The organism is Acinetobacter sp. ANC_7682 (genome assembly GCF_056779795.1).
Map to the genome: position 1 here is coordinate 1 of NZ_JBWYIQ010000010.1, position 23,052 is coordinate 23,052.

23 protein-coding genes and 3 pseudogenes are annotated in these 23,052 nt (G+C 40.3%); 12 read left to right on the top strand and 14 right to left on the bottom strand.

The genetic code is table 11. The features are described 5' to 3' along the window. Together AC1M9D_RS05560 and AC1M9D_RS05565 are read left to right on the top strand one after the other, a co-directional pair. Positions 1 to 116 (top strand): annotated as a pseudogene (locus tag AC1M9D_RS05560) (IS5/IS1182 family transposase); the annotation flags it as partial. 169 nt (positions 117 to 285) lie between these two features. Beyond that, complete coding sequence (locus AC1M9D_RS05565; RefSeq protein WP_481611681.1) at positions 286 to 1,047, top strand: hypothetical protein; 762 nt, start codon at positions 286 to 288, stop codon at positions 1,045 to 1,047. 326 nt (positions 1,048 to 1,373) lie between these two features. Here AC1M9D_RS05565 and AC1M9D_RS05570 read toward each other — a convergent pair whose 3' ends face one another. Beyond that, positions 1,374 to 1,730, bottom strand: a complete 357-nt coding sequence (locus tag AC1M9D_RS05570) for a hypothetical protein (protein ID WP_180027532.1) — start codon at positions 1,728 to 1,730, stop codon at positions 1,374 to 1,376. Positions 1,731 to 1,988: 258 nt separating this feature from the next. Beyond that, positions 1,989 to 2,690: a putative quorum-sensing-regulated virulence factor gene (locus tag AC1M9D_RS05575; protein ID WP_481611682.1), complete on the bottom strand. Its 702-nt coding sequence runs from the start codon at positions 2,688 to 2,690 to the stop codon at positions 1,989 to 1,991. Positions 2,691 to 3,092: 402 nt separating this feature from the next. On the opposite strand from AC1M9D_RS05575, the gene glyA reads away from it, so the two are divergent. Then, entirely contained in the window at positions 3,093 to 4,346 is a 1,254-nt protein-coding gene (gene glyA / locus AC1M9D_RS05580) for a serine hydroxymethyltransferase (protein ID WP_180027534.1), read from the top strand. A 144-nt stretch (positions 4,347 to 4,490) separates the two neighbouring features. Further along, entirely contained in the window at positions 4,491 to 4,895 is a 405-nt protein-coding gene (rnk, locus tag AC1M9D_RS05585) for a nucleoside diphosphate kinase regulator (protein WP_481592890.1), read from the top strand. A gap of 37 nt (positions 4,896 to 4,932) precedes the next feature. Here rnk and AC1M9D_RS05590 read toward each other — a convergent pair whose 3' ends face one another. The 5 genes from AC1M9D_RS05590 to AC1M9D_RS05610 form a co-directional block, all read right to left on the bottom strand. Continuing rightward, entirely contained in the window at positions 4,933 to 5,340 is a 408-nt protein-coding gene (locus AC1M9D_RS05590) for a DUF3106 domain-containing protein (protein ID WP_092766069.1), read from the bottom strand. After that, positions 5,330 to 5,656: a hypothetical protein gene (locus AC1M9D_RS05595; RefSeq protein ID WP_092766070.1), complete on the bottom strand. Its 327-nt coding sequence runs from the start codon at positions 5,654 to 5,656 to the stop codon at positions 5,330 to 5,332. The genes AC1M9D_RS05590 and AC1M9D_RS05595 overlap by 11 nt, the downstream gene beginning before the upstream one ends. Further along, positions 5,646 to 6,266, bottom strand: a complete 621-nt coding sequence (locus tag AC1M9D_RS05600; protein WP_481611710.1) for an RNA polymerase sigma factor — start codon at positions 6,264 to 6,266, stop codon at positions 5,646 to 5,648. Before AC1M9D_RS05600 ends, AC1M9D_RS05595 begins: the two co-directional genes overlap by 11 nt. 160 nt (positions 6,267 to 6,426) lie before the next feature. Beyond that, entirely contained in the window at positions 6,427 to 7,203 is a 777-nt protein-coding gene (locus AC1M9D_RS05605; protein ID WP_035265712.1) for a TrmH family RNA methyltransferase, read from the bottom strand. Positions 7,204 to 7,253: 50 nt separating this feature from the next. After that, a complete protein-coding gene (locus AC1M9D_RS05610) occupies positions 7,254 to 8,228 on the bottom strand; it encodes a class 1 fructose-bisphosphatase (protein ID WP_180027536.1) in 975 nt (324 codons plus the stop codon). A 172-nt stretch (positions 8,229 to 8,400) separates the two neighbouring features. Between AC1M9D_RS05610 and AC1M9D_RS05615 the strand changes: the two genes are divergently transcribed. Beyond that, positions 8,401 to 8,586 (top strand): NF038105 family protein, encoded by a 186-nt coding sequence (locus AC1M9D_RS05615; protein WP_035265716.1) that lies wholly within the window; start codon positions 8,401 to 8,403, stop codon positions 8,584 to 8,586. Between the two features lie 46 nt (positions 8,587 to 8,632). On the opposite strand, the gene pal is transcribed toward AC1M9D_RS05615, so the two are convergent. From pal to ybgC, 6 genes are all read right to left on the bottom strand, one after another. After that, entirely contained in the window at positions 8,633 to 9,205 is a 573-nt protein-coding gene (gene pal, locus AC1M9D_RS05620; protein WP_481611683.1) for a peptidoglycan-associated lipoprotein Pal, read from the bottom strand. A 28-nt stretch (positions 9,206 to 9,233) separates the two neighbouring features. Next, positions 9,234 to 10,517: a Tol-Pal system beta propeller repeat protein TolB gene (gene tolB / locus AC1M9D_RS05625; protein ID WP_179998402.1), complete on the bottom strand. Its 1,284-nt coding sequence runs from the start codon at positions 10,515 to 10,517 to the stop codon at positions 9,234 to 9,236. 138 nt (positions 10,518 to 10,655) lie between these two features. Beyond that, positions 10,656 to 11,849 carry a cell envelope integrity protein TolA gene (tolA, locus tag AC1M9D_RS05630; RefSeq protein WP_481611684.1) on the bottom strand — a complete coding sequence of 398 codons (1,194 nt, stop codon included), beginning with the start codon at positions 11,847 to 11,849 and terminating at the stop codon, positions 10,656 to 10,658. Between the two features lie 3 nt (positions 11,850 to 11,852). Then, entirely contained in the window at positions 11,853 to 12,302 is a 450-nt protein-coding gene (gene tolR, locus AC1M9D_RS05635) for a protein TolR (protein ID WP_092766076.1), read from the bottom strand. Next, on the bottom strand, positions 12,303 to 13,001 hold the full coding sequence (gene tolQ, locus AC1M9D_RS05640; RefSeq protein WP_179998400.1) for a protein TolQ: 699 nt from the start codon (positions 12,999 to 13,001) through the stop codon (positions 12,303 to 12,305). Positions 13,002 to 13,024: 23 nt separating this feature from the next. Next, positions 13,025 to 13,432: a tol-pal system-associated acyl-CoA thioesterase gene (ybgC, locus tag AC1M9D_RS05645; protein ID WP_035265725.1), complete on the bottom strand. Its 408-nt coding sequence runs from the start codon at positions 13,430 to 13,432 to the stop codon at positions 13,025 to 13,027. 262 nt (positions 13,433 to 13,694) lie between these two features. Here ybgC and AC1M9D_RS05650 point away from each other — a divergent pair, with 262 nt between their 5' ends. The 5 genes and pseudogenes from AC1M9D_RS05650 (at position 13,695) to AC1M9D_RS05670 (ending at position 19,681) form a co-directional block, all read left to right on the top strand. Continuing rightward, positions 13,695 to 14,921, top strand: a complete 1,227-nt coding sequence (locus AC1M9D_RS05650; RefSeq protein ID WP_481611685.1) for an acetamidase/formamidase family protein — start codon at positions 13,695 to 13,697, stop codon at positions 14,919 to 14,921. Positions 14,922 to 15,205: 284 nt separating this feature from the next. After that, entirely contained in the window at positions 15,206 to 16,867 is a 1,662-nt protein-coding gene (locus AC1M9D_RS05655) for a flavin-containing monooxygenase (protein WP_481611686.1), read from the top strand. A 135-nt stretch (positions 16,868 to 17,002) separates the two neighbouring features. Then, positions 17,003 to 17,773: pseudogene (locus tag AC1M9D_RS05660) on the top strand (alpha/beta hydrolase). Between the two features lie 295 nt (positions 17,774 to 18,068). Continuing rightward, positions 18,069 to 19,357 (top strand): annotated as a pseudogene (locus AC1M9D_RS05665) (sigma 54-interacting transcriptional regulator); the annotation flags it as partial. A 165-nt stretch (positions 19,358 to 19,522) separates the two neighbouring features. Then, positions 19,523 to 19,681 (top strand): helix-turn-helix domain-containing protein, encoded by a 159-nt coding sequence (locus AC1M9D_RS05670; RefSeq protein WP_481611711.1) that lies wholly within the window; start codon positions 19,523 to 19,525, stop codon positions 19,679 to 19,681. Positions 19,682 to 19,713: 32 nt separating this feature from the next. On the opposite strand, the gene mobR is transcribed toward AC1M9D_RS05670, so the two are convergent. Then, the gene (mobR, locus tag AC1M9D_RS05675) at positions 19,714 to 21,390 is read right to left on the bottom strand and encodes a phenol degradation transcriptional regulator MobR (RefSeq protein WP_481611687.1); all 1,677 of its coding nucleotides are present in this window, start codon (positions 21,388 to 21,390) and stop codon (positions 19,714 to 19,716) included. 338 nt (positions 21,391 to 21,728) lie between these two features. On the opposite strand from mobR, the gene AC1M9D_RS05680 reads away from it, so the two are divergent. After that, complete coding sequence (locus AC1M9D_RS05680) at positions 21,729 to 22,016, top strand: phenol hydroxylase subunit (RefSeq protein ID WP_481611688.1); 288 nt, start codon at positions 21,729 to 21,731, stop codon at positions 22,014 to 22,016. A 21-nt stretch (positions 22,017 to 22,037) separates the two neighbouring features. After that, positions 22,038 to 23,042, top strand: a complete 1,005-nt coding sequence (locus tag AC1M9D_RS05685; RefSeq protein ID WP_481611689.1) for an aromatic/alkene monooxygenase hydroxylase subunit beta — start codon at positions 22,038 to 22,040, stop codon at positions 23,040 to 23,042. Positions 23,043 to 23,052 lie beyond the last annotated feature (10 nt).

Here is a 23,052-nt window from a genome sequence, read left to right on the forward strand (position 1 = left end):
GAGATAAACTCAGTGCAAGGAGTTTTGATAGCCAAGTGAATGAGATCCATGCACGTGTAGCAGTCCTTAACAGATTTACGGAATTAGGTCGCCCACTTACCCAAGTTACGCCTTAAATTTGGCTCAATTAGGGGCGCTTTGCATTTCAAATCTTTGTGCAACAAAGCCCTCCTAGATCCACAATCTACCACTGATATTACAAATGGCTCAGGGATAGCAGTAAGCGTTTTGACAATTATTTCATTGTTAGTATCGTTGGCTATTGGTGGATTTGTTGAAGGTTAATTGGCTCAAGCTGATGGTGCAATCCATGGCTTTATTGTCTGGTCACTTTCATTGCTGTTAGGTATCTGGTTTGGTGCAATGACCATTAGCGGCGCGGCAAAAATTACTGGTAGTGCGATTAGTTCAGTCAGTAGTGCTGCGGGTAGTGTAGTAACAGGAATTGGTCAAGGTGGCATTAATTTAACTCAGATCGGAGTTCAAGCATTTGAGGAGTTAGTTCCTTTACCAAAGCTCGAAAATAGTGATGAAAAGATGTCTGAAGCATTGTACAAAACTGGGATTGAGGAATTGCAACCCGAATTCTTAAAAGCGCAGGGTGAATGGGCAAAGGAGCAAATTAAGGTTGCCGCAAAAGAGTTGATGATTCATCCAGATAACAGTGATGCTATTATTCAAAAGTTATCAGAACAATTAAAAACTCGTGCACAATCTGTGACTGCTTCAATTAATAAGAATGAAGTCAGTGCTGCTTTAGCGAAAAATTCATCTCTAACTCCGCAAGAAGCGAATCAAGCTGTCAATAATTTCCTTATACAGCAGAATAAATTCTTTAACGATTTAGAGGCGAATATTCAATCTGCTAAATTAAAATATGCTGAACTTAAAGATCAAGCACATGAAAAAGCAGCTGATGCGACTAAAGCTGCTGCAAAAGCTGCTTTATGGTCATTTATTGGTATATTGATTGGATTGATTGTGACGATTTTTGCTGGACGTTTTGGTGTAAATCATTCAAATAATCGTTCACGTTATTTGGCTTAATTCTGAGCTTAAATTTAGAAATAAACGTTGCCCCATTAGGGTCGACTTTTTTAATAAGGTTTTTGTCTGTATTCGCGAAACCTATTCTTATCTATAAATAAAAAAGTTCAATTGTATTTTTTTAATACAGTTGTTGAAAAGTGTTAAAGTGACTTCACATCACATATTGAAAGTATTAAATTAAAAATCACAGTAGGTTGTAAATATTCAACGCTACTGACGAGTTGGACGGATCAATGACAGTTAGTTGAGTTCAGTTGAACAATAAATCTAACACTAGCCTTCCAACATAAAGCCCGCGTAAAGCGGGCTTTTTCATATCGGAATTATGCTTTAAACATGACCTCAACATCATATTTTCGAAATTCACTGAGCAGTTCTTGAATGATCGATCCACCCGTTTGTTCTGAAGCATTGAGCAGGACTTCTTTATTTTCAAGGCTATCAAAGCATTCTATGTGATTGATTTGCCATTGATGTTCTTGATCAGCTTGCTCAATGATAATACGTCGAGGCTGCAACGAGCCATCTGCTTGACGCGGAATAACATTGGTAATGGCGAGCTGGATTTTCTCCACCTGGTCATGGGCATGCAAGAAGGTGAGTACCCAATTTCCGACTTTTTTAAGATACATAGGATTATCTAAAGGATCAAATTCTAGAATTTGGCTGAGTTTAGACATAAGGCACCTATTTATACCGTTGTTGTATGATCGCATTAATATATTTATGACAACGATGTTCTACTTCGCCTTAGTCTAATAGCGGATGAGGTGGGCAGTGTTGAATGAATAAAAATAATAAAAAATATTTGATTATCATGTGCTTATATTATTTTAATTATTGGTGTAAATTTTAGTTTAATCGTTTAAAAGTATTAAAAAAATAGTTAATTTCTCACTTTGAGCTTTAGGTTCAAAGTGAGAGTCTTGAAATATTGCTTAAAGCGTATCAATTAAAGTTTTTTCTAAGGCTTTTTTCAAATAGGGATCCAAGTCTTGTTGTCTTAGTAACCATGAAACATAATCACTTGGAAGATCTACAATGGCTGTCCCACGATGTTTACCGAAGTTAATTGTACGTGGAATACGTGCATCTTCAGATACTTCATAGAGTTCTTCAATGTTTTGAATACCCAAATGATGAATAATGTGCATTAAGATATTTGCAGTCAAAATAATATCTGCGTCAGCTCGATGGGCACCTTTTAACATCTCTCTGGCTTTGCTACTGCCTTTACTAATCATATAAATTAAAGCAGAAATGTTGTGTGCTTCTGCATGAGGCCAAACTAGTCGAGAAAGAGCGAGTGTACAGATGGCTTTAATATGACTTGTTTCAACGCCGCATTGCTGAATAGCTCGAATATCATAATCAATATTATGACCAATAATATACGTCGTTTCTTGAGGTAACTCGAAAGTTCCGAAGTTGGGTTGATCTACTAAATCGCTTTCAAGAATATGATGAACCGCCATTGCAGCATAGGAAATTTTTTCGTCACCAATGCTATATAGTTGGTCAAAGATTTGTTCGCGATCAAGACTTAATTTGCCTTGTTCAATCTGAATAGGAGCATATGCAATTTCTATGGGCAAACCATTTAATGTATGGGTTTCAGTATCCAAGATAATGACTTGCATGCAAATGTCCAAGTAAATGATAAAGATGTAATTAATTTAACATTTTCAAATCTGAGCTCACAGTAATAAAGTCAATGAATTGTATAAATTATGCTGAATTGAACGAATTATGGGAATTATTTAGATAAGGTGCTCATTTAAAGAAATTTCATTTTCTATGATATTGACGCTGCAAGTTTAGACTGTACATTGTTAAAAATAATTTTCAAAAATGAATAAATTTAAAAAGAATAGTCATAATTCAGATATTTGTTTTTAATAGTAATAGATTGAACACACAAGAATTAATCAAATTTAATTGCAAACTGTTTAAACTTCATTCTCGAAATTTAACAAGTTCATGTTACAATACGCGCCAATCTTAGCACGGCTTAAAAGCCCTACATTAATAGGACCTCGCTAATGTTTGCCAATATCTCTATTGCTGACTTTGATCCAGAATTAGCTCAAGCTATTACGAGTGAAGATGCTCGTCAGGAAGCTCATATTGAGTTAATCGCTTCAGAAAACTATTGCTCTCCAGCAGTAATGGAAGCTCAAGGTTCAAAACTCACTAACAAATATGCAGAAGGCTACCCAGGCAAACGCTACTATGGCGGTTGTGAATATGTAGACGTGATTGAACAATTGGCAATTGACCGTGCTAAAGAACTCTTTGGTGCTGATTACGCGAACGTTCAGCCTCATGCTGGTTCTCAAGCAAACTCTGCAGTTTATCTAGCGCTTCTTAACCCAGGCGATACTGTTTTAGGTATGAGCTTAGCTCACGGTGGTCATTTGACTCACGGTGCTAAAGTTAGCTTCTCTGGTAAAACATATAATGCGATCCAATACGGTTTAAATCCAGAAACGGGTGAAATCGATTACGAAGAAGTAGAGCGTTTAGCTGTAGAACACAAGCCACGTATGATTGTTGCAGGTTTCTCTGCTTATAGCCAAATCGTTGATTGGCAGCGTTTCCGTGAAATCGCAGACAAAGTAGGCGCTTATCTATTCGTTGATATGGCTCACGTTGCTGGTCTTGTTGCTGCTGGTGTTTATCCAAGCCCAGTTCAAATTGCTGACGTAACAACAACGACGACTCACAAAACACTTCGTGGCCCACGTTCAGGTTTAATCCTTGCAAAAGCAAACGAAGAGATTGAGAAAAAACTTCAATCTGCTGTATTCCCAGGTAACCAAGGTGGTCCTTTAGTTCACGCTGTAGCGGCTAAAGCGATCTGCTTCAAAGAAGCAATGGCTCCTGAATACAAGGCATACCAACAACAAGTTGTGAAAAACGCGCAAGCAATGGCTGAAGTGTTAATCGAACGCGGTTATGACGTTGTTTCAGGCGGTACGAAAAACCACTTGTTCTTGTTGTCTCTCATCAAACAAGACATTACTGGTAAAGACGCTGATGCTTGGTTAGGTGCTGCTCACATTACTGTGAACAAAAACTCTGTACCAAACGATCCACGTTCTCCGTTTGTGACGTCTGGTATCCGTATCGGTACTCCAGCTGTAACAACTCGTGGTTTCGGTGAAGCAGAAGTACGTGAACTTGCAGGTTGGATCGCGGATATTTTAGATTCTAAAGGCGACGAAGCTGTCATCAATTCTGTGAAAGCTAAAGTTGAGACTGTATGCGCTAAATTCCCAGTTTACGCAAAATAATCTTCGACTTGAGAAAAGCCCCCTCAAGGGGGCTTTTTTATTGAATATTGGAATGTCAAATCTGTCATTTTTCAATAGTTCTGATATAACTGATGTATCTATTAATTATTCAATTGTCGTTATACATTTGAATTGGAGCAGAAAATGAGCCATCCAAATATTATTATTTCTGAACAAGATTTAAATCGTTTAGAAACCATGTTGGAGCATCAACCACAGTTGACTTCAACGATGGAACATTTAGAAAACGAGTTGGCTCGTGCTGAAGTAGTACAGCCTAAAGATATCCCTGCCAATGTAGTGACGATGAATGCTAAAGTGCTGATAACGGTTGCACCATCGACTGAACCTACAGAGATTGTGCTGGTATATCCCCATGACTTTAAAGGTGAAAAGGGGCAGGTTAATGTGATTGCACCCATTGGCGCAGCAATCTTAGGTTTGGCGGAAGGACAGGAAATTGAATGGCCTCAGCCTGATGGGCAAACAATGAAAGTAAAAATTGATAAAGTGCTCTATCAGCCTGAACGTGAGGGTATATATCTTTAATTAAAAAAATAAAGCCTCTTATAGAGGCTTTAAACTTTTATTGTTTCATGGTGGTTTGTTGCATATATTTATTTAAATAAGTTTCACGTATTTCCTTGCGCTGCTCGGCAGTCGTCGCGTTCATCATTTTTTTACGTAAATCATTTCGTTCACTTGAACTCATCTGTTGCCAAGTTTCACGCATTTGTATCTTTTCTTGTTCAGGCAGTTTAGTAAACCAATCCATTCTTTGCTGTAGAACAACACTTTGTTCTTCAGGAATTTCTTTCAAATTTTGATAGCGTTTAATCAGTGCTTTTTGTTCATCTTCAGAAAGAGATTCCCAAGATTCATTAAGTTCAGAATTATTGTCTTTCGAGAAGATCCAAAAACGTTCATAGCCTGCAAAACTGGTTTGTAAAAAACCTAATGTGCAGAGTGCAATTGCTAAGCCTTTAGCTGCCATGAGCTGATTTATCCTCACCAAAAACAGATAACATTTCTAGATCTTCCATCATTTGCGGAGAAAGTTTAGGGGTGACAATCACTTGTTGTGGGCTTGGAGCTTCTTCCAAATCAAATGCATTTGGAAGTACCACAAATCCTGTGATCGCGGCTGCTAATGCAAAACCAGTAACTTTCCAAGTCATCAACTGAGAAAATAACGGTTTGTCTTTAATCTCATCGAGTACATGCTCCATCACGACCGCTTTATTGCGATGTTGTGATGCCAGTACATTCAATTTTTCAGTCACTTGTTTCGTAAATTCATCATGATTCATCCGATGATCCCCCGTCAATTGGGTTTAAGTGAGACAAAGCAGATCTTAAGCCCTGTATAGCTCGATGGTAATGGGTCTTTACACTGCCTTCTGAACAATTCATGATTTCGGCTGTGGTTTGTGTATCAAACCCTTCCCATGCTCTCAACATAAATGCTTGTTGTTGGCGAACAGGTAACTTAGAAATTGCATTTTGAATCTCCTCAACAGCCATCTCTTGTGCAAGAAATTGCAGCGGATTAGGTGTTGATTCATCCACAATATTGATGGTTTCGTCATCATCTTCATCGTGGTTATTTTTTTTAAATAACGAGAATGGAAAAGCCCGTCGAGATTCTTTACGACGCCAATCCTGAAGTTTGTTATTTAAAATGGTATAGAAAAGGGGATACCACTCTGCAGTGGATTTATCAGCATAAGATTTATGCAAAGATATAAAAGCTTCTTGGACTAAATCCATGGCAATGCCATTGTGTCCTTGAGTTGCACTTTCCATCATCACCAATGCACGCCCAGTGACGTCTTGCATAAAATATTTAAGACGTTGTTCGGCCGTATTCAAAAGAACACTCGAATCTTCAGGCTTGACTTTTTTTGGTGCTAAATCCATAGAGATGGAAAATCCCGTCATTGGGTACCCACCATTATTTTCTAATCGTTATTTATATAACGTCAAAACATAATGGTAGGTTGACAATCTAAGCAACTATTTTTTAGCAGTTTAATAGATTTTTTTATTTTCAGTGGTTTCGTTAATATATTTTAACGAATCATATCCGTTGGCGTACCATTTCAAAGAAACAAATCGATCCGGCAACTGCAACGTTTAATGATTCTTGACCACCCGGTTGGGGAATGGTAATTGCTGAAGCATGTGCTAGGGCATATTCCGAAACGCCTTGACCTTCATTGCCCAGTACCCATACGCAAGCTTGAGTTAAGTCTTTTGCATATAAACTTTCTGATTCATGTGAGCTCGTGACATACACGGGAATTTTGAATTGAGACAGCACATCTTCAAGCGCAACGTTTTCATAGGTTTTTAATGAAAAGTGCGCACCCATTCCTGCTCGTAATACGCGAGGAGACCACAAAGATGCTGAACCTTTGGTGCAAACAATTTGTTCAATACCTGCAGCCGCAGCTGAACGAAGTAATGTACCCACATTGCCTGGATCTTGAACATTTTCAAGAATTAAAGTGTCTTGAGTATAATCTAGAGCATCACGTTGAGTTGGTAAATCTACAATCGCTAAACATGCTAAGGTGGTTCCTAGCGTGCTAATGTCTTTATAGAGTGATTCACTAATAACAAACACTGAACCTGTATAGTGTTGTGCGATTTCGTCAAAATCGGCGTGTTCCATTGCTTTTTCAGTGGTAAAAATCGAATTCAGCTTACGATTTTTTTCTAACCAAGCTAAGCACAAATGTGTGCCTTCTAGAACAGTTTGGCCTTGCTTTTTACGGTAACTATTTTGATCAATTAAACCACGTAAATGTTTAATTTTCGGGTTGTCTTTAGATTCTAAAAAGATAATGGCCATTCAGTTTGACTTCCATGAGAGCCTAAATCAATAGGCTCTCAATTGTAAAATTATTGATGATAAGCAGTAACAAGCTCAACTTCATTTTTTGAACCAATAACGACTGGTACACGTTGGTGAAGTTCAGTCGGTTGGATTTCCATAATACGCACGCGACCTGTTGTAGAAGCACCACCTGCTTGTTCCATGAGCATACTCATTGGATTTGCTTCATACATAAGACGTAGACGACCAGCTTTCTTAGGATCTTTGGTATCGTAAGGATATAAGAAGATCCCACTACGGCAAAGAATACGGTGGATATCACCAACCATGCAGGCAACCCAGCGCATATTAAAGTCTTTTTCACGTACAGATGTTTTACCCGCTTGTAGCTCACCAATATAGCGTTGAACAGGTTCTTCCCAATGACGTTGGTTTGAAGCATTAATGGCGTATTCTTTTGTATCGGCATCCACTTGGATATTTTCAGTCGTCAACAGGAATGTTTTTGACTCTGGATCAAATGTAAAGAAAACAGTACCTGCACCAACGGTTAATGCCATCATAGTTGATGGGCCATATAACACATAACCAGCTGCGACTTGTTCAGTGCCTGCTTGAAGGAAATCTTCTGCTTGTGTCACTGAATTTTTGGCAGGCAAGATAGAGAAGATGGTGCCAACACACATATTGATATCGATATTACTTGAGCCATCTAGTGGATCGAATAAAACTAAATACTTACCGTTCTCTTGTGCTGGGGTAAACTCATCGAGTTCTTCAGAAGCTAAACCGCCTACATTTTCGTTGTTTTTTAGCGCATCAATTAAATAGTCATTTGAAATAACATCTAATTTTTTTTGCGCTTCACCTTGTACGTTTTCATTACCAGCACTACCTAACACACCCGCTAAGGCACCCTTTTGCAATGCTGAATCGATGGTTTTACACGTTTCAGCAATGGTTTCAATCACATTAGAGAGTTCAGGCGTTAGATTTCCTTGTTGTTGTGCAAGATATTGTGACAAGGTGAGGTATGACATTACAAGGACGCTCCTAAAAGCTTTAAAAGAATAAAATTTAGATCTTGGGCTATTTTAGATGAGTTCAGTGCAAAATAGAAATTATCCTGCGTTATTTGTGGTGATTTTGCACTTGCCAGAGTTTTAGAACATGGTATGTTGATAGGAGGATGATTTTAAAAGGAGCTTTAAAATGAGCATTCAAAAGTTTGAAGCAACTCCAACGCCAGGTGAGGCAATCGACTTAAACGAAATTAGTTCAGAGAGTTCCAAGGAAGCATGGAAACAGTACGAGGCTAAACCTGAATATAAAGAGTTTAATAAGCATGACATGATTGAGTCTATGCAAGTGCCCATGCCAGACTCGCAAAGGTCTTAAACCTGATATAAAAAAGCGCTCGAATTGAGCGCTTTTTTTGCATTCATTAGCGAAGAAGTGGTGGCACTGCTTCATAATTGAGTTCTACACGACGGTTTTCTTTCCAAGCAGCTTCATTGTTACCTGTATTAATTGGCATTTCTTTACCATAACTCACAGCTTCGAGTTGGTCTGGATTTACACCATTTGTAACCAAATAACTTTCAACTGCTTTGGCGCGTCGCTCACCCAAAGCCATATTGTATTCACGCGTTCCACGTTCATCGGTATGACCAGTTAATGCGATTTTAGAGTTTGCATTTGCCAATAAAAATTGTGCATGTGCTTGGAGGGTTTGATAGTCCTCAGTAGATAGCTCACTGCTGTCATAATCAAAGTGAACAACACGTTTAGCCAAGAAAGCTTTATTGGCTTCAGTTACCCCTTTAGCAGAAGCACCCGTTAAGTTTTGAGCATTTAATGCTGCATCTTCACTGAGACCAGTCGTATTCACAGAGGTGGACGTTGATGGTGGTGTCATCGTAGTGGTATCTGTAGTTGCTGGTTTACGGCTTGCGCAACCCGTCATTACTAAACTTACAGCAATGAGTGGAAGAGCAAACGTTTTAATCGCGTTCATGTTCATCTCCTTGAAAGATTAAATTCGATTATTTAGGTGCCCAAGCAGGTTCACGAACTTCACCTTGTTCGCTAGGTAGGTTCATGCGGAAGCGACCGTCTGTAGACATAATCGATAACAATCCACGGCTGCCTTCACGTGTCGCATACACGACCATTTGACCATTTGGTGAAAAGCTTGGTGATTCATCTAAACTGGTTGGCGTTAAAATGTTCGTGATTCCAGTTGAGATTTCTTGAATTGCTACCTTATAGTTGCTGCCTGAAGGGCGATGTACTAAAGCAACATATTTACCATCGGCACTTAAACTGCCACGTGCGTTGAATGCTCCGCGGAAAGTCAAACGTTTTGTTGAACCATCAGCAAATGTGTAATGATAGATCTGTGCTGAACCACCACGGTCTGAGGTAAAGATAAAACCTTTACCATCTGGGGTATAGCGAGCTTCTGTATCAATTGCTGTATTATTTGTCATACGCTTCACTTGGCGCGTATTTAAATCCATTTGATAAATTTCAGGGTTGTCATGCATTGAAGCAGTGAACAACATGCTTTTACCATCAGGGGAAAAACTTGGCGCACCGTTTAAGCCACGGAAGCCAGCTAATTTTTCACGTTGTCCAGTCGCTAAATCTTGAACATAGATCGCTGGACGTTTGGTTTCGAATGAAACATAAGCGATTTTTTTGCCATCAGGCGTCCAAGCAGGGGATAAAATTGGATCGCGCGAACTCAATACAGTGCGTGGTTGTTCGCCGTCCGTATCTGCGATTTGTAAAGTGTAGCGATTATCAGGAGTCGCAGGATTTCGCAAAACATAAGCGATGCGACCACTAAAGTCACCAGGAATACCTGTTAATGCTTGGTAAATCGCATCACTAATCATATGTGCTGCAGATCGAATGCGTGATGGTGGTACAGTTAATAGTTCATTGAGCAAATATTGTTGTTTTTGGACATCATAGAGTTGGTAATGAACAGCCAATGAACCATCAGGATTGGTTTTAACTTCACCATTCACAACATAAGGTACGCCTGCAGATTGCCAAGCAGCACCATTGGCTTGATTGATGGTTGCTGTTGCAGGTAAATTTTTAGATGAACTGGTAAAGCGACCTGAACGGTTTAAATCTTGCTCTACAACAGGGTATAAGCGTTGATCACCTACGAATGGCACGATAGCAATTTTGGGTGCTTCTTCAGGTGCTTTAGCAATTTCAAGATGAAGCTGTGCATAAGAGGTCGTAATGAGAGCAGGGCTAAATGCTGCCAAAATTGCTAAACCGAGAAGATGTTTTGAGATCATTTTCATGAGAGGTCACGTACTCAAGATACTAATTTTTCGAATATTCTAGCTTTTTAGCATATAGCTCCGTACCGAATCTATATAAAGCGTGTAATTATCCGCAATTCATGAAAAAACCTTTCGACGAATCGAAAGGTTTTTTTATTATTTCACGGTGAATGAAGAAGTGAAACTACGAGCTTCACGCCTTGCATCAGGATCGGATGGCATCGGATATGGTGCTGCTGCACGAACAGCCTGTTCGACACTGGCTTTGACATCTGGATCTGATGCATTGACGATGACCGAAGTCACAGAACCACTGTCAGATAATGTCACGCGTGCTGTCGCTTTTTGACCTGAAGAGCCTATTGGCATTCTCCAAGCACCTTTAATTTTTTGCTCAAAGTCTCTTTTTGCTGAAGAAGCGATGCGTTTAGATTCAGCTTTTTTGTTGGCTGCTTCTTGTCTAGCTTTTTCAGCGGCAGATTCTCGAGCTTCAGCTTCGGCACGCTCTTTGGCTTCAGCGTCTGCTTTTCTTTGTGCTTCCTGACGAGCTTTAGCATCAGCCTCTTGTTTAGCTTTGGCATCAGCTGCAGCCTTAGCTTTACGATCAGCATCCTGTTTGGCTTTTGCATCTGCTTCCGCTTTAGCTTTACGATCAGCATCTTGTTTGGCTTTGGCTTCAGTAGCAGCTTTGGCTTTCCGATCGGCTTCTTGTTTGGCTTTAGCATCGGCCTCTGCCTTAGCTTTCCGGTCAGCTTCTTGCTTAGCTTTGGCTTGAGTTGCCTCAGCTTTAGCTTTTCGATCAGCTTCTTGTTTCGCTTTTAAAGCAGCATCAGCTTTCGCTTTTTGCTGTTGTTCCTGTTTTGCACTTTGCTCTGCTGCTTTGGCTTTTTGGGCGGCCTCAGCTTTAGCTTTACGATTCGCTTCTTGAGTTGCTTGACGTTGTGCTTCAGCCGCTGCTTTACGTTCGGCTTCTTGTTGAGCTTTAACCGCAGCCGCTTGCTCAGCTTTACGGTCGGATTTTGGCTCTTCAACTTTTGGTTGAGCTGGAGGAGGTACAGCAGGTGCAACAGGAATCACTGGTGAATTTTGAATCGGCTCATTGGTCTGTTGAACATTTTCTTGAACGTTCTGGTGCGCTGTATCTGAATGATCAGATTCAACCAATAGCGTGGGTTCAGGTGGTACTAGATCCTCAGGTTTCACTAAAACTGTTTTAACAGTTTTAGTTGGCTCAGGAGGTTGAGTCAATCCAAGAAACAATAAGCCTGTGATCGCAATCACATGGACCGCAACAGTGAATCCGATTGCAATTTTCTTTTCTTTTGAAAAGCGGGAGTTAGATTCTTTCATAGCTTATTGAATCGGTTTGGTCAGCAAGCCAACTTGATTGATCCCTGCATCTTGTAAGTTAGACATGAGCGTCATCACCTCACCATAAGGTCTAGTGTTATGACCATTAATGACGACACTAAATTGTTTATTCTCACGTTCAGCAGTTTGTTGTGCATCACGAAGTGTCTGTTGTAATTCCTGCAAGCTCAGTGGACTTGGTTGGCTACCCTTGTATTCTAAAAAGTATTGTCCTTGTTGATCTAAAGTCACCATAGCTGGTGCATCCTTAGATTCAATCGGTACACTGTTTGCTTCAGGTAAATCAACTTTTATGCCACTTGTGATCATTGGTGCAGTCACCATAAAAATCACCAAAAGTACTAACATTACGTCAATATAAGGAACTACATTCATGTCACTGTTAAGTGGTTTTTTGATGCGTTGGAAACGCCCTGAACGACGAACGGCCATTTATTCAGCTTCCTGTGTAGAACCCACAGAACGACGTTGTAAAAGCGCCACCATTTCTTCAGCAAACAAGGAGCGATCTGAGTAAATTTCTTCACTTTTGGCCGTATAGTGGTTGAATGCAAGTACTGCAGGAATCGCGGCAAATAAACCAATAGCAGTCGCAATGAGGGCTTCCGCGATACCTGGTGCGACAGTTGCTAGTGTCACTTGATCAACTTGGGCTAAGCCGATAAAAGCATTCATAATGCCCCAAACTGTACCAAATAAACCAACATAGGGTGCAACTGAACCAATACTCGCAAGCGCACTGAGACCTTGTTCCATACGGCTCTGATCTCGGCTTAAACCCACCCCAAGAATACGCTCTGTGCCATCAATGACTTGTGCTGTTTCTGCTTTGGTTTTTTTGAGTTTGAGAAACTCTGCAAAACCAAGATAAAAAACATCTTCCAAACCTTCACGCTTAGAGTTGACTTGAGCATTGTTATATAAGGTGTTGAGTTCTGCACCAGACCAAAAAATCTTCTGAAAATGATCATCGCCTTGGCGAGCTTTCTTAAACGTCATATGTAACTTGGCAATAAGGTACCAGCTAAAGAGTGAAGCCAGTACCAACACCAGCATGACCAGTTGTACGACTGGACTCGCTTGAAGAATTAAATCTGTGACGTGAAGTGAAGATTCGAGTTGTGTTGCCATAGTTACATGTGCCAATCATATTTTTATGCGTGGGCTAATTCTTTTTCGATTAGATCACGGATTTCATTTGGAATTCTCAGCGGTTTCATTTCAGCGCTAATACACGCCAATTCTACTTCCCCTGAAGCTAGCATGATTTCACCACGATAAATATTTTGTTGCAATACAAAAGACGTTGCTTTACACGAAACTACACTTGCTGTAACAGTAATTAAGTCATCCATTAATATTGGACGTGAATATTTAAGCGCTAATTTATGCACGACAAAATTGTAATCTTTTTGATGCCAGTAATGTGAAATCCCTGAAGCGCGTAACCATTCTGTACGTGCGCGTTCCATAAAGCGAATATGATTGGCATGATAAACAATGCCTCCTGCATCTGTATCTTCAATATACACTCGGATTTGAAATTCAAATTTGTTCGCCATACAGGTGTTCCATTACTTTAAATAGTCCAGTGTTTTGCAACATTCTTGACAAAGAATGCGAAACGCTGATTGATACAATGTTTGAAAGGCTTGAAGTTTAGCACTCCATTTTTACAGACCAATGGCACAAGATTTCAAAAATAGCTGTAGATTGGGCGAAATATTTTAAGATGAAAATGCAGATCTAATTGAATTTTATTCATGTTTGGCATAGGGCTTGCTTAAATAATTTCACATGAAATTTATAGTTGGATTTGGGTGTATGTTAAAAAAGTTAGCTTTATCGATTTCGATTGCTACATCGATATTAAGCCTTTCGACCATGAGTTTGGCTGAAGATTTTAAAATTTTAAAACAGATTGAAAGCAAGCCAACTTTACTAAAAAAAGGTGAGTATGCTGGACACTATTATATTCCAAGCACACTCAATACCATTCAATGGGGTTATCTACCGAATAAAGACGCCAAGCCAGTTTTAACGGTTCCATCAGGGAGTCTTGTGACTTTTGATACAGTGTCACATGAAGGTTTATTAGAAGATCAAGGGCGTGATGCTGAAAAATACTTTACATCTAAAGGTGTTAAAAAAGAGCACATTTTAGATGAAGCGAAATTGATCACCCGCTCTAATTTAAAGCATGATTTCCATAAAGATGGCCCACACATTATTACTGGTCCGATCTACGTTGAAGGTGCAATGCCGGGAGACGTGCTTAAAGTTGAAATATTGAAAATAGAACCGCGTGTTCCTTATGGTGTTATTTCAAACCGTCATGGTAAAGGTACATTGCCTGAATTCCCTAAACGTCAAAAACATGATCATGCTTCGCCAGAAAATCCAGATGCTTATGGCAATGTTTCAGTATTTACACCCATTGCTCAAAATAAAGAGGGTGTATGGGAGGGGGTGATTCAAACAGAATCTGGTAAAGCGATTCGTTTTCCATTAAATCCGTTTATGGGAACCATGGGTGTTGCACCGAATACCAGCGAACCTGTTCACTCAGTTCCACCCTCATTTTATGGTGGAAATATTGATATTAATGATTTAACTGCTGGGGCAACCGCTTATTATCCTGTTCAAGTTCCAGGTGCATTATTCTACACAGGTGATAGTCATTTTGTTCAAGGTGATGGTGAAGTTGCATTAACTGCTTTAGAAGGTTCAGCGCGTGCAACGTTTAAAATTAGTGTGTTAAAAGCGGGTAAAGATCATATTCCAGGTAAGCAACTTTCTCAGCCATTAGGTGAAAACGATCAATTTTGGATTACACCTGGCTTAGATGAAGATTTGGATGAAGCAATGCGTAAATCTACGCGTGAAGCAATCAATTTCTTAGTAAATGAATATGGCATAAGTGAAGAAATTGCATATGCTTATCTCAGCGCTGCGACTGATTTTGAAGTTTCTCAAGTTGTAGATAAAACCAAAGGCATCCATGCGATGATTCGTAAAGCAGATTTTAAAGAGTTCATCGAGCAGAAATAAATTTTTGAAATAAAAAAATCCTCCATCAAGGAGGATTTTTTTTGACTGCTGGAGTGTATCTTTGATGCCATGAATGAACTCCCTTCATTCTCAACTCCTTTATAAATTCATGTATATGTGAGAATTAGAGTTAATTTAGTGAAAACATGAATTTTTTTATTTAAAAAATAAATATTTATATAAAAAACATGTAGTTAAATTTTGGCACGCTCCTTGCGAAGTATCTGGTGGCTTAGATAGGACATTTAAGCATAAGGATAATTTAAGAACACTGGAGACGTTTCATGGATAATTTAAGTATTTTAACAAAAGGTGTGGACACCTTAGTGACGGTCGTTGGTGCAGGGTTTACTGGACTTTATGCCTTATTCAAACTGCGTGATCAGATGAAAGTTCCAGTACGCGTTTTTGAAAGTGCACCGGATGTCGGTGGAACTTGGTACTGGAATAATTATCCCGGTGCACGTTGTGATATTGATAGTGTGCATTATTCCTATTCATTTGATGAAAAATTACAGCAAGAATGGACCTGGAGTGAGAAATTTGCAGCCCAGCCAGAAATTCTACGATATCTCAATCATATGGCAGATCGCTTTGACCTGAGAAAGTACATCACCTTCAATACCAAAGTCACGTCTGTGGTCTGGAATGAACAAGAAAAAAATTGGACAGTAACGACCAATCAGGGTGAAGTCATTAAATCTCGTTTCTTTATTTCTGGTGTAGGGACATTGTCCGTGCCGAAAAAACCGGAATTCCCAGGTGTAGAAAACTTTAAAGGTCCAACACTGATTACCGGCAACTGGCCAAAACAACCAATCAGCTTGAAAGGCAAACGTGTTAGTGTAATTGGCACTGGTTCTACGGGTATCCAGCTCATTACGGAAATTGCCAAAGAAGTCGGTGAGTTATATGTGTTCCAGCGTACACCAAACTACTCCACTCCATTAGGTAATGGGCCTACTCAGGCAGAGGAAGATCTCGAGAACAAGGCCAAATATACATTAATCCGACATAATGCCCGCAATCATTTCCTGGGGGTGCCTTATAACGAAGTACAGCCTTCAGCACTGGCAGTTTCCGAAGAAGAACGTTTAAAAGTTTATGAAGACCGTTACCAGCGTGGTGGTTTCCGTCTGTTTATTGATAGTTATCAGGATATCTTGTTTGATCCGAAAGCCAATGAAACTGTATCCGAGTTTATTCGTCAAAAAATTCATGCTCGTGTGAAAAAGCCAGAAGTAGCAGATTTGTTGGTACCGAGAGATTATTGCTATGGCACTAAACGACCCCCCATGGAAAGTGGATATTACGAAGTATTTAATCAGGACAATGTGCATTTAATTGACGTTAAACAAACTCCAATTTCCCGTATTGATGAGAATGGTGTTGTGGTTGGTGATCAGTTGCATGAGGTGGATGTCTTGATTCTGGCGACCGGTTTTGATGCCATGACTGGACCATTATTTGCGTTAGGGATCCAAGGCAAGAACCATGAAAAACTGACTGAAAAATGGAAAGAAGGACCACGTACCTATTTGGGGCATACCGTGAGTGGATTCCCGAATTTATTTTTTGTGACAGGTCCACAAAGTCCTTCGGTGCTATATAACATGCCTTTAGCGATTGAAGATCATGTTGACCTTGCGACAGGCATTATCCAACACATGATTGATCATCAGTTACTTGAAGTTGATGCAGATGCTCAAGCGGAAGAAGAATGGGTGGATCATGCCAATGAGCTGGCTCAGGCAAGTCTGCTGCCAAATACGGATTCTTGGTATATGGGTGCCAATATTCCGGGAAAACCACGCCGTTGCCTGGTGTATTTAGGTGGAGCACCGAAGTATCGTGCGATTTGTGATGAGATGATTGCTAAAGGTTATCAGGGTTTTCATTTTAAAGCAGGCGATCCTAACAGTACTTTACTTCAACAAGTGTCTTGATCGGTCAGGAGAATTCATATGCCAATTACTCAAGAAATTGCAACTCTACTCGGTCAGATCCAAGAAGCAGGGGTGAAACCTTTTCATCAAAGTCAGGTAGATGAAGTGCGTGCAGTAGTTGAATCTTTCCAAAACATGCAAAAGCCGGTCGAGGTGAAAACCAAGACGACCGATGTTGAGTACCGCACAGGAACTTATCTGCGCATTTATCAGCCAGAACTTGCAGGAAAAACACTCCCTGTGCTGGTGTATTATCATGGAGGTGGCTTTGTCGCTGGTTCGCTGGCTGTAGCCGATGAAACTTGCCATGTGCTAGCGCAAATGAATCAGCATATTGTGGTGTCTGTGGATTACCGTTTGGCGCCTGAGCATCCGTTTCCAGCCGCACATGAAGATGCCAGACAGGGATTGGAGTGGGTGTTTCAACATATTCAAGAATATGGCGGTGACGAGAATTAAATCTCAGTCATAGGTGACAGTGCAGGAGGAAATCTTGCAACGACATCTGCATTATGGGCTGTATCACAGGATATGAAGATTGCCAAACAGATCTTAATATATCCAGTGATACAGCCTGAGATGGATTCTGCCTCAAGAAATGATGAAAATGGTTATCTAATTTCGCAACAGGATATGGACTGGTTCTGGAAAAATTATCAGATCCAAGATGGGCAGTCTGTTCAATATTCACCTTTACAGTATGACAATCTATCCGCTGCGCCAGAAACTTTAATTGTGACCACCGAATATGAAGTATCGCGGGATGATGCGGAATATTATGGATTCCGTTTAATCGAGCAAGGTATAACCACCACCATCAAGCGTATTCGGGGTGGTGTACATGGTATTTTCTGGCTATCTGCAGTCGTGCCTGAACACCAGACGATTCGGGAGGAAATTGCTTGATTTTTAAAGAAATAACTCCCATTCAAAACCAGCCAGTGAATGGCTGGTTTTCACATTTAAAGCGCATTAATCTTATCGATATGTGCTTGATATGCTCGATGAGATTGAAGAATGAATCAAAGGAGCAAAACGTAGTGTTTTGTAGTTTTGTCATCTTTGACACTGTATTTCTAAATTGGCGATCTATACACTGACCTAGAAACGTCTGCTTATTTATAAAAATAATAATATATTCAAATAGTTCAGGAAATTTGAAATTAATTGAGGGATGGAGTAATACTCAATGAAAAATTATATGGATATATCGGTTAGCGATTTTATTAGTAAAATTTCTTTTGATAGTGAGGACGGTAAAATCTGGTTCGATGGAGATCGATCACTTCTTTTTAATGCGAATAGTTTGTATACACTGAAGCATTTTTTAATTGATGAATATGGGATTGATCTAGCTAAAAAAGTTATCTATCGCTGGGGTTATGAAATTGGTAGTGAAGATGCTGTGCGAGCGCTCAAACTGCGTGCAGATGATCAGTTGTCAGCTTTTGTGGCCGGACCTCAACTGGCCAAGATTCGTGGCATGGTAAATGTTGATATTGAGACGCTGGATTTCAATCCCAAGCAGAACAAGTTTAAAGGTATATTCAAATGGAATGACTCCTATGAAGCCTATGCACAAATTAAGAACAGGTCTTACTCGACACACTGTTGCTGCTGGTGGTTGACGGGTTATTCCAGTGGTTATACCTCAAAATTTTTAAATGCTCCCTTTCATTATGTCGAAACACATTGTGTTGCCAAAGGAGATGAGTGTTGCCGGATTGAAAGCCATGAAGGTCAGGACCGTCATTTTGGCCTGAAATCTGAATATTTCATTGAAACTATTAAACCATTATTTTCCAACAGCTACTTTGATGCCATAGGAAAATCCAAGACCTTTGCCAGAGTGTGCCAGTTATTGCTCAAGGCAGCAGAGTCGGATATTACGGTATTGCTACAAGGCAGTACAGGGGTTGGGAAAGAAGCATTTGCGCGTGGTATCCATCAGAATAGTGCCCGTAAAGATAAAGAATTTGTCGCAATTAACTGTGCCTGTCTGCCAGAGCAACTGATTGAAGCGGAATTGTTTGGTAGTAATAAAGGCGCATTTACCGGGGCGACTGAAAACCGCATTGGTAAATTTGAACGGGCAGATGGGGCACCATTTTCCTGGACGAAATTATCGAGCTATCCCCTAAAGCGCAGGCGTCTTTGCTTCGTGTTTTGCAAACTGGAGAGTTTGAACGGGTGGGGGATACCAAGACCCGCAAGACCAATGTCAGGCTGGTGGTCGCTTGTAATGAAAGTCTGAAAAAAGCAGTAGATGAAGGACGTTTCCGCAGTGATTTATATTACAGGCTTGCCACTTATCCAGTATTAATCCCATCATTGAAAGAGCGTCGGGAAGACATTAATTTACTGCTGGAATATTATATTCGGTTCTTTGAAAAGCAGTACGAGAAGACCTTCAACGGATTTAGTGACCGGGTTTATGCTTTCTTCAACAGTTATGAGTTGCCAGGGAATATCCGCGAACTGCGAAATATTGTGGAACGGGCAGTGCTATTGTCCAATGATGCGCCATTGGACTTAGAAGACCTGATGTTGGAAGATAATGTAATTCAGAGCTTTGTTAGCCAGCATAAGCAGAAAGTGAATGGCATCAAAGGCATTGCTACTCATAGTGATCTGGATCAGTTAATTGAAAATCTGATGCACAATTCAGAACAGCTAGATATTGAATATGTCGAAGCCACAATTTTACAAACAGCTTTGCAAAAGTATCGCGGCAACGTGTCGAAAGCTGCACGTTATTTGAATATGACACGAAGTGCACTGGAATACCGGTTAAAAAAGCACGCAGTAATATAAGTTGAGGGTGTTTGGGTATGAAATATAGAGCCTTAGGATAAGGCCCTATATTTCTTTAAGCGATAATCCAATGTTGCCCGGCTAATGCCGAGTAAACGTGCTGCTTCGGAGACATTGTTCTGACTCTGTTGCATGGCTTGTACAATAATCTGCTGTTCGTAATGCTCCAATGAAAAGTCAGGAGTAAATAGTTCTGCAATTTTTTGTGAATTAAATGATTTGGAAGGGAATGTTTCCCGAGAGCTATTTGTCTCAGCGGCTACAACATCGGGAAATAAATCACGTAGTTTAATCTCTTGTTGATCATCTGTGAGTAGTGCTGCGCGTTCCAGCACATTCTCTAATTCACGGATATTGCCTGGCCAATTGTAATTTATAAAGAAATGTTTGGCTTTGTCACTCAGTCCTTTAAATTTTTTGTCATAGATATTTTCAAAGCGTTTAAGAAAATGACTGACTAGCAGGGGAATGTCCTCCCGCCGTTCGCGTAATGGCGGAATACGTACCGGAAAAATGTTTAGGCGAAAATACAGATCGGCACGGAATCGACCCTCTTTGACAGCTAATTCTAGATCTTCATTGGTAGCAGCTACCACTCTAACATCGACTTTTCGGGTCTGATAATCGCCTACACGCTCAAATTCACCTTCTTGCAGCATTCGTAATAAGGCTGCTTGGGCACGAGGGGATAACTCAGCCAGTTCATCCAGAAAAATCGTACCTTGATGGGCACGTTCAAATTTACCTATTCGTTGACTGACTGCTCCTGTGAAAGCCCCCTTTTCTACGCCAAAGAGCTCAGCTTCAATCAGGTCATGTGGGATACAAGCACAGTTAACTGCGATAAAAGGCTTATCTTTGCGTGGACTAGCATAGTGAATACCTCGTGCAAAAGCCTCCTTACCAACACCTGTTTCCCCAGACAGGAGTACGGCCACTTTACTGCCAGCCGCTTTTTTGAGGAGGTCACAGACATTGCGGTAAGCCGCAGATTCTCCGACCGCATTAAACATGCTGTAGTCGACCTCGGCACGAGTATAAATATCGTGCTTTAGCTGATTCAATTCAGCGCGTAATGCAATGATTTCGTCCGATATAGGGTCAGGAGACATAAATTGTACAAGTTCTTCGGCATTTTCCCATTCAGTTAAGGGTTTACCAATGATCCGACAATGATCATGACCTTGGGCAATACATTGGGTTTCCTGATAAATAATGGTTTGTCCCATGACATAGCTGCTATATCCACAAGCATAGCCAAGTTGTAGCCAGCAAGCAGGTTCATCGGATTTACCAAATTCGCTCAGGTGAACTTCACCTTCAAAGGAATGTCGCCAGTTAAAGTCGGCATAGAACTCATGGTTGCGATGGCTCAGCTGAAGTGTATTGACTTCGACCTGTACCATCCCACGAATACCATGCATTTGTGGTCCTGCCATAAAAGCCTCTGTTTCATTGAGGTCTGGACGAAGTTGTGCAGTGGCTTCGGCATCTCGCATACCAGCCTGATAACCACAACGAATAAAGAACCTTTTGGCTGGCTCATAACCCAGCATATCGTGCAAGTCTTTGCGTAGAAAACCAAAAATATCGGTATGTAGCAACAACATACGATTTTCTTCAAACCAAATCTGACCATGAGCGGCATCGAACTTAATCCGGTCAATCAGGTCCTGAATATCTTGTTGTGGCTTCAAAAATGGCTGCATGCGCAATGTCCTTCATTTTATTCTGTGCTCAATATCCTATGAAGCACTTTTTCATTACTTGTGTACTAATAACGAACTCAAAATTTATACATATCATCATACTGTACATAAAGTGCATGAAAATGCCAGATGGATATTTATAAAAAAAAGAGTTGAAAATAGTCTTTCATCATTTGATAAATATTTTTTTAATTGTGTTCATCATTTGATGAAATCAAAATTCAAAAAAAGACATTAAATACAATAAATATTATATAAATCAATATCTTAAAAATTTGGCACACTAATTGATATATGTATGTGGAAGGAAGTTTGTCCAGCAAGAAGGATTCTTAGTCATGACAAATCAAATAGGGATGCCACAACTCACCAAATATATCCGGGTGACGGGTGACCGTGATGCTAAATTTGTTGAATTTGATTTCGCCATTCACGATCCAAGTCTGTTTGTCGAACTGGTGCTACCTCGTGAAGCTTTTATACAGTTTTGTGAGACCAATCAAGTCGTCGAGATGACTGAAGCACAGAAAACCAGAAATGATGAGGAAGAAGAAAAATGGCGCTATGGGACTGAAGTCACTTTAGTCAATGCACAGCGATATATCCCAGATCAAGAAGATCTTTAGAAATAGCTTAAGGAGATAGCCATGTCACTTGAAATTAAAACATCTAGTATTGAACCAATACGCCAGAGTTACGCCTACATTGAACGCCGTTTTGGCAATAAACCTGCAACCCGCTATCAGGAAGTCAGTTTTGATATTCAGGCTGAAACCAACTTCCATTACCGACCATTATGGAAACCTGAGAAAACACTGAATGATAAAACGCATACAGCTATTGTGATGCAGGACTGGTATGCATTTAAGGATCCACGTCAGTTTTATTATGGGACATATGTGCAACATCGCGCCCGTTTACAAGATACTGCCGAAGCTAATTTTAACTTTTTTGAGAAACGTCAGCTGGCTGTACATATTTCTGAAGAAGTCCGTGAAAAAGTGATTTCGTTGTTTATTCCATTCCGTCATTTGGAGCAAACCGCCAACCTGCACATGATGTCAGGAAGTGCTTATGGTTATGGCACGGTACTGACCCAAGCATGTATTTATGCGGCGATGGATCGGCTCGGCATGGCGCAATATATTTCTCGTGTAGGTTTAGCCTTGGATGGTGGAACGGGGGAGTCGTTAATACCTGCAAAACAGGCATGGATGAACGATACAGCTTGGCAAGGTTTACGCAAGCTATGTGAACAAAGTCTGACAGAACAAGACTATTTCAAGCTGTTTTTATTACAAAACCTAGTGATAGATAGTTTTATGTCTGAACTGGTCTATACCCAATTTGATCAATGGTTAGCAGATCACCAAGCTCGTGATTTGGCAATGCTCACCGAGTTTATGCAAGAAGCCTTAACAGATCTGCGCAAATGGTCAGACAGCGTACTTAAAACAGCGACAGCAGAATCAATTGAAAATAAGCAATTGTTAAGTCAATGGCTGGCGGAATACCTACCCGAAGTCAAAGCGGCATTTACACCTTGGGCACAACAAGCATTATCTGCAGGTGCCATTGAACTCGCTGAAAAAAAACTGCTGGAGCGCAGTAAAAAAATTGGAATAGATCTCGAACAAGTGGCACAGGCTTAAGGAGAAGCAG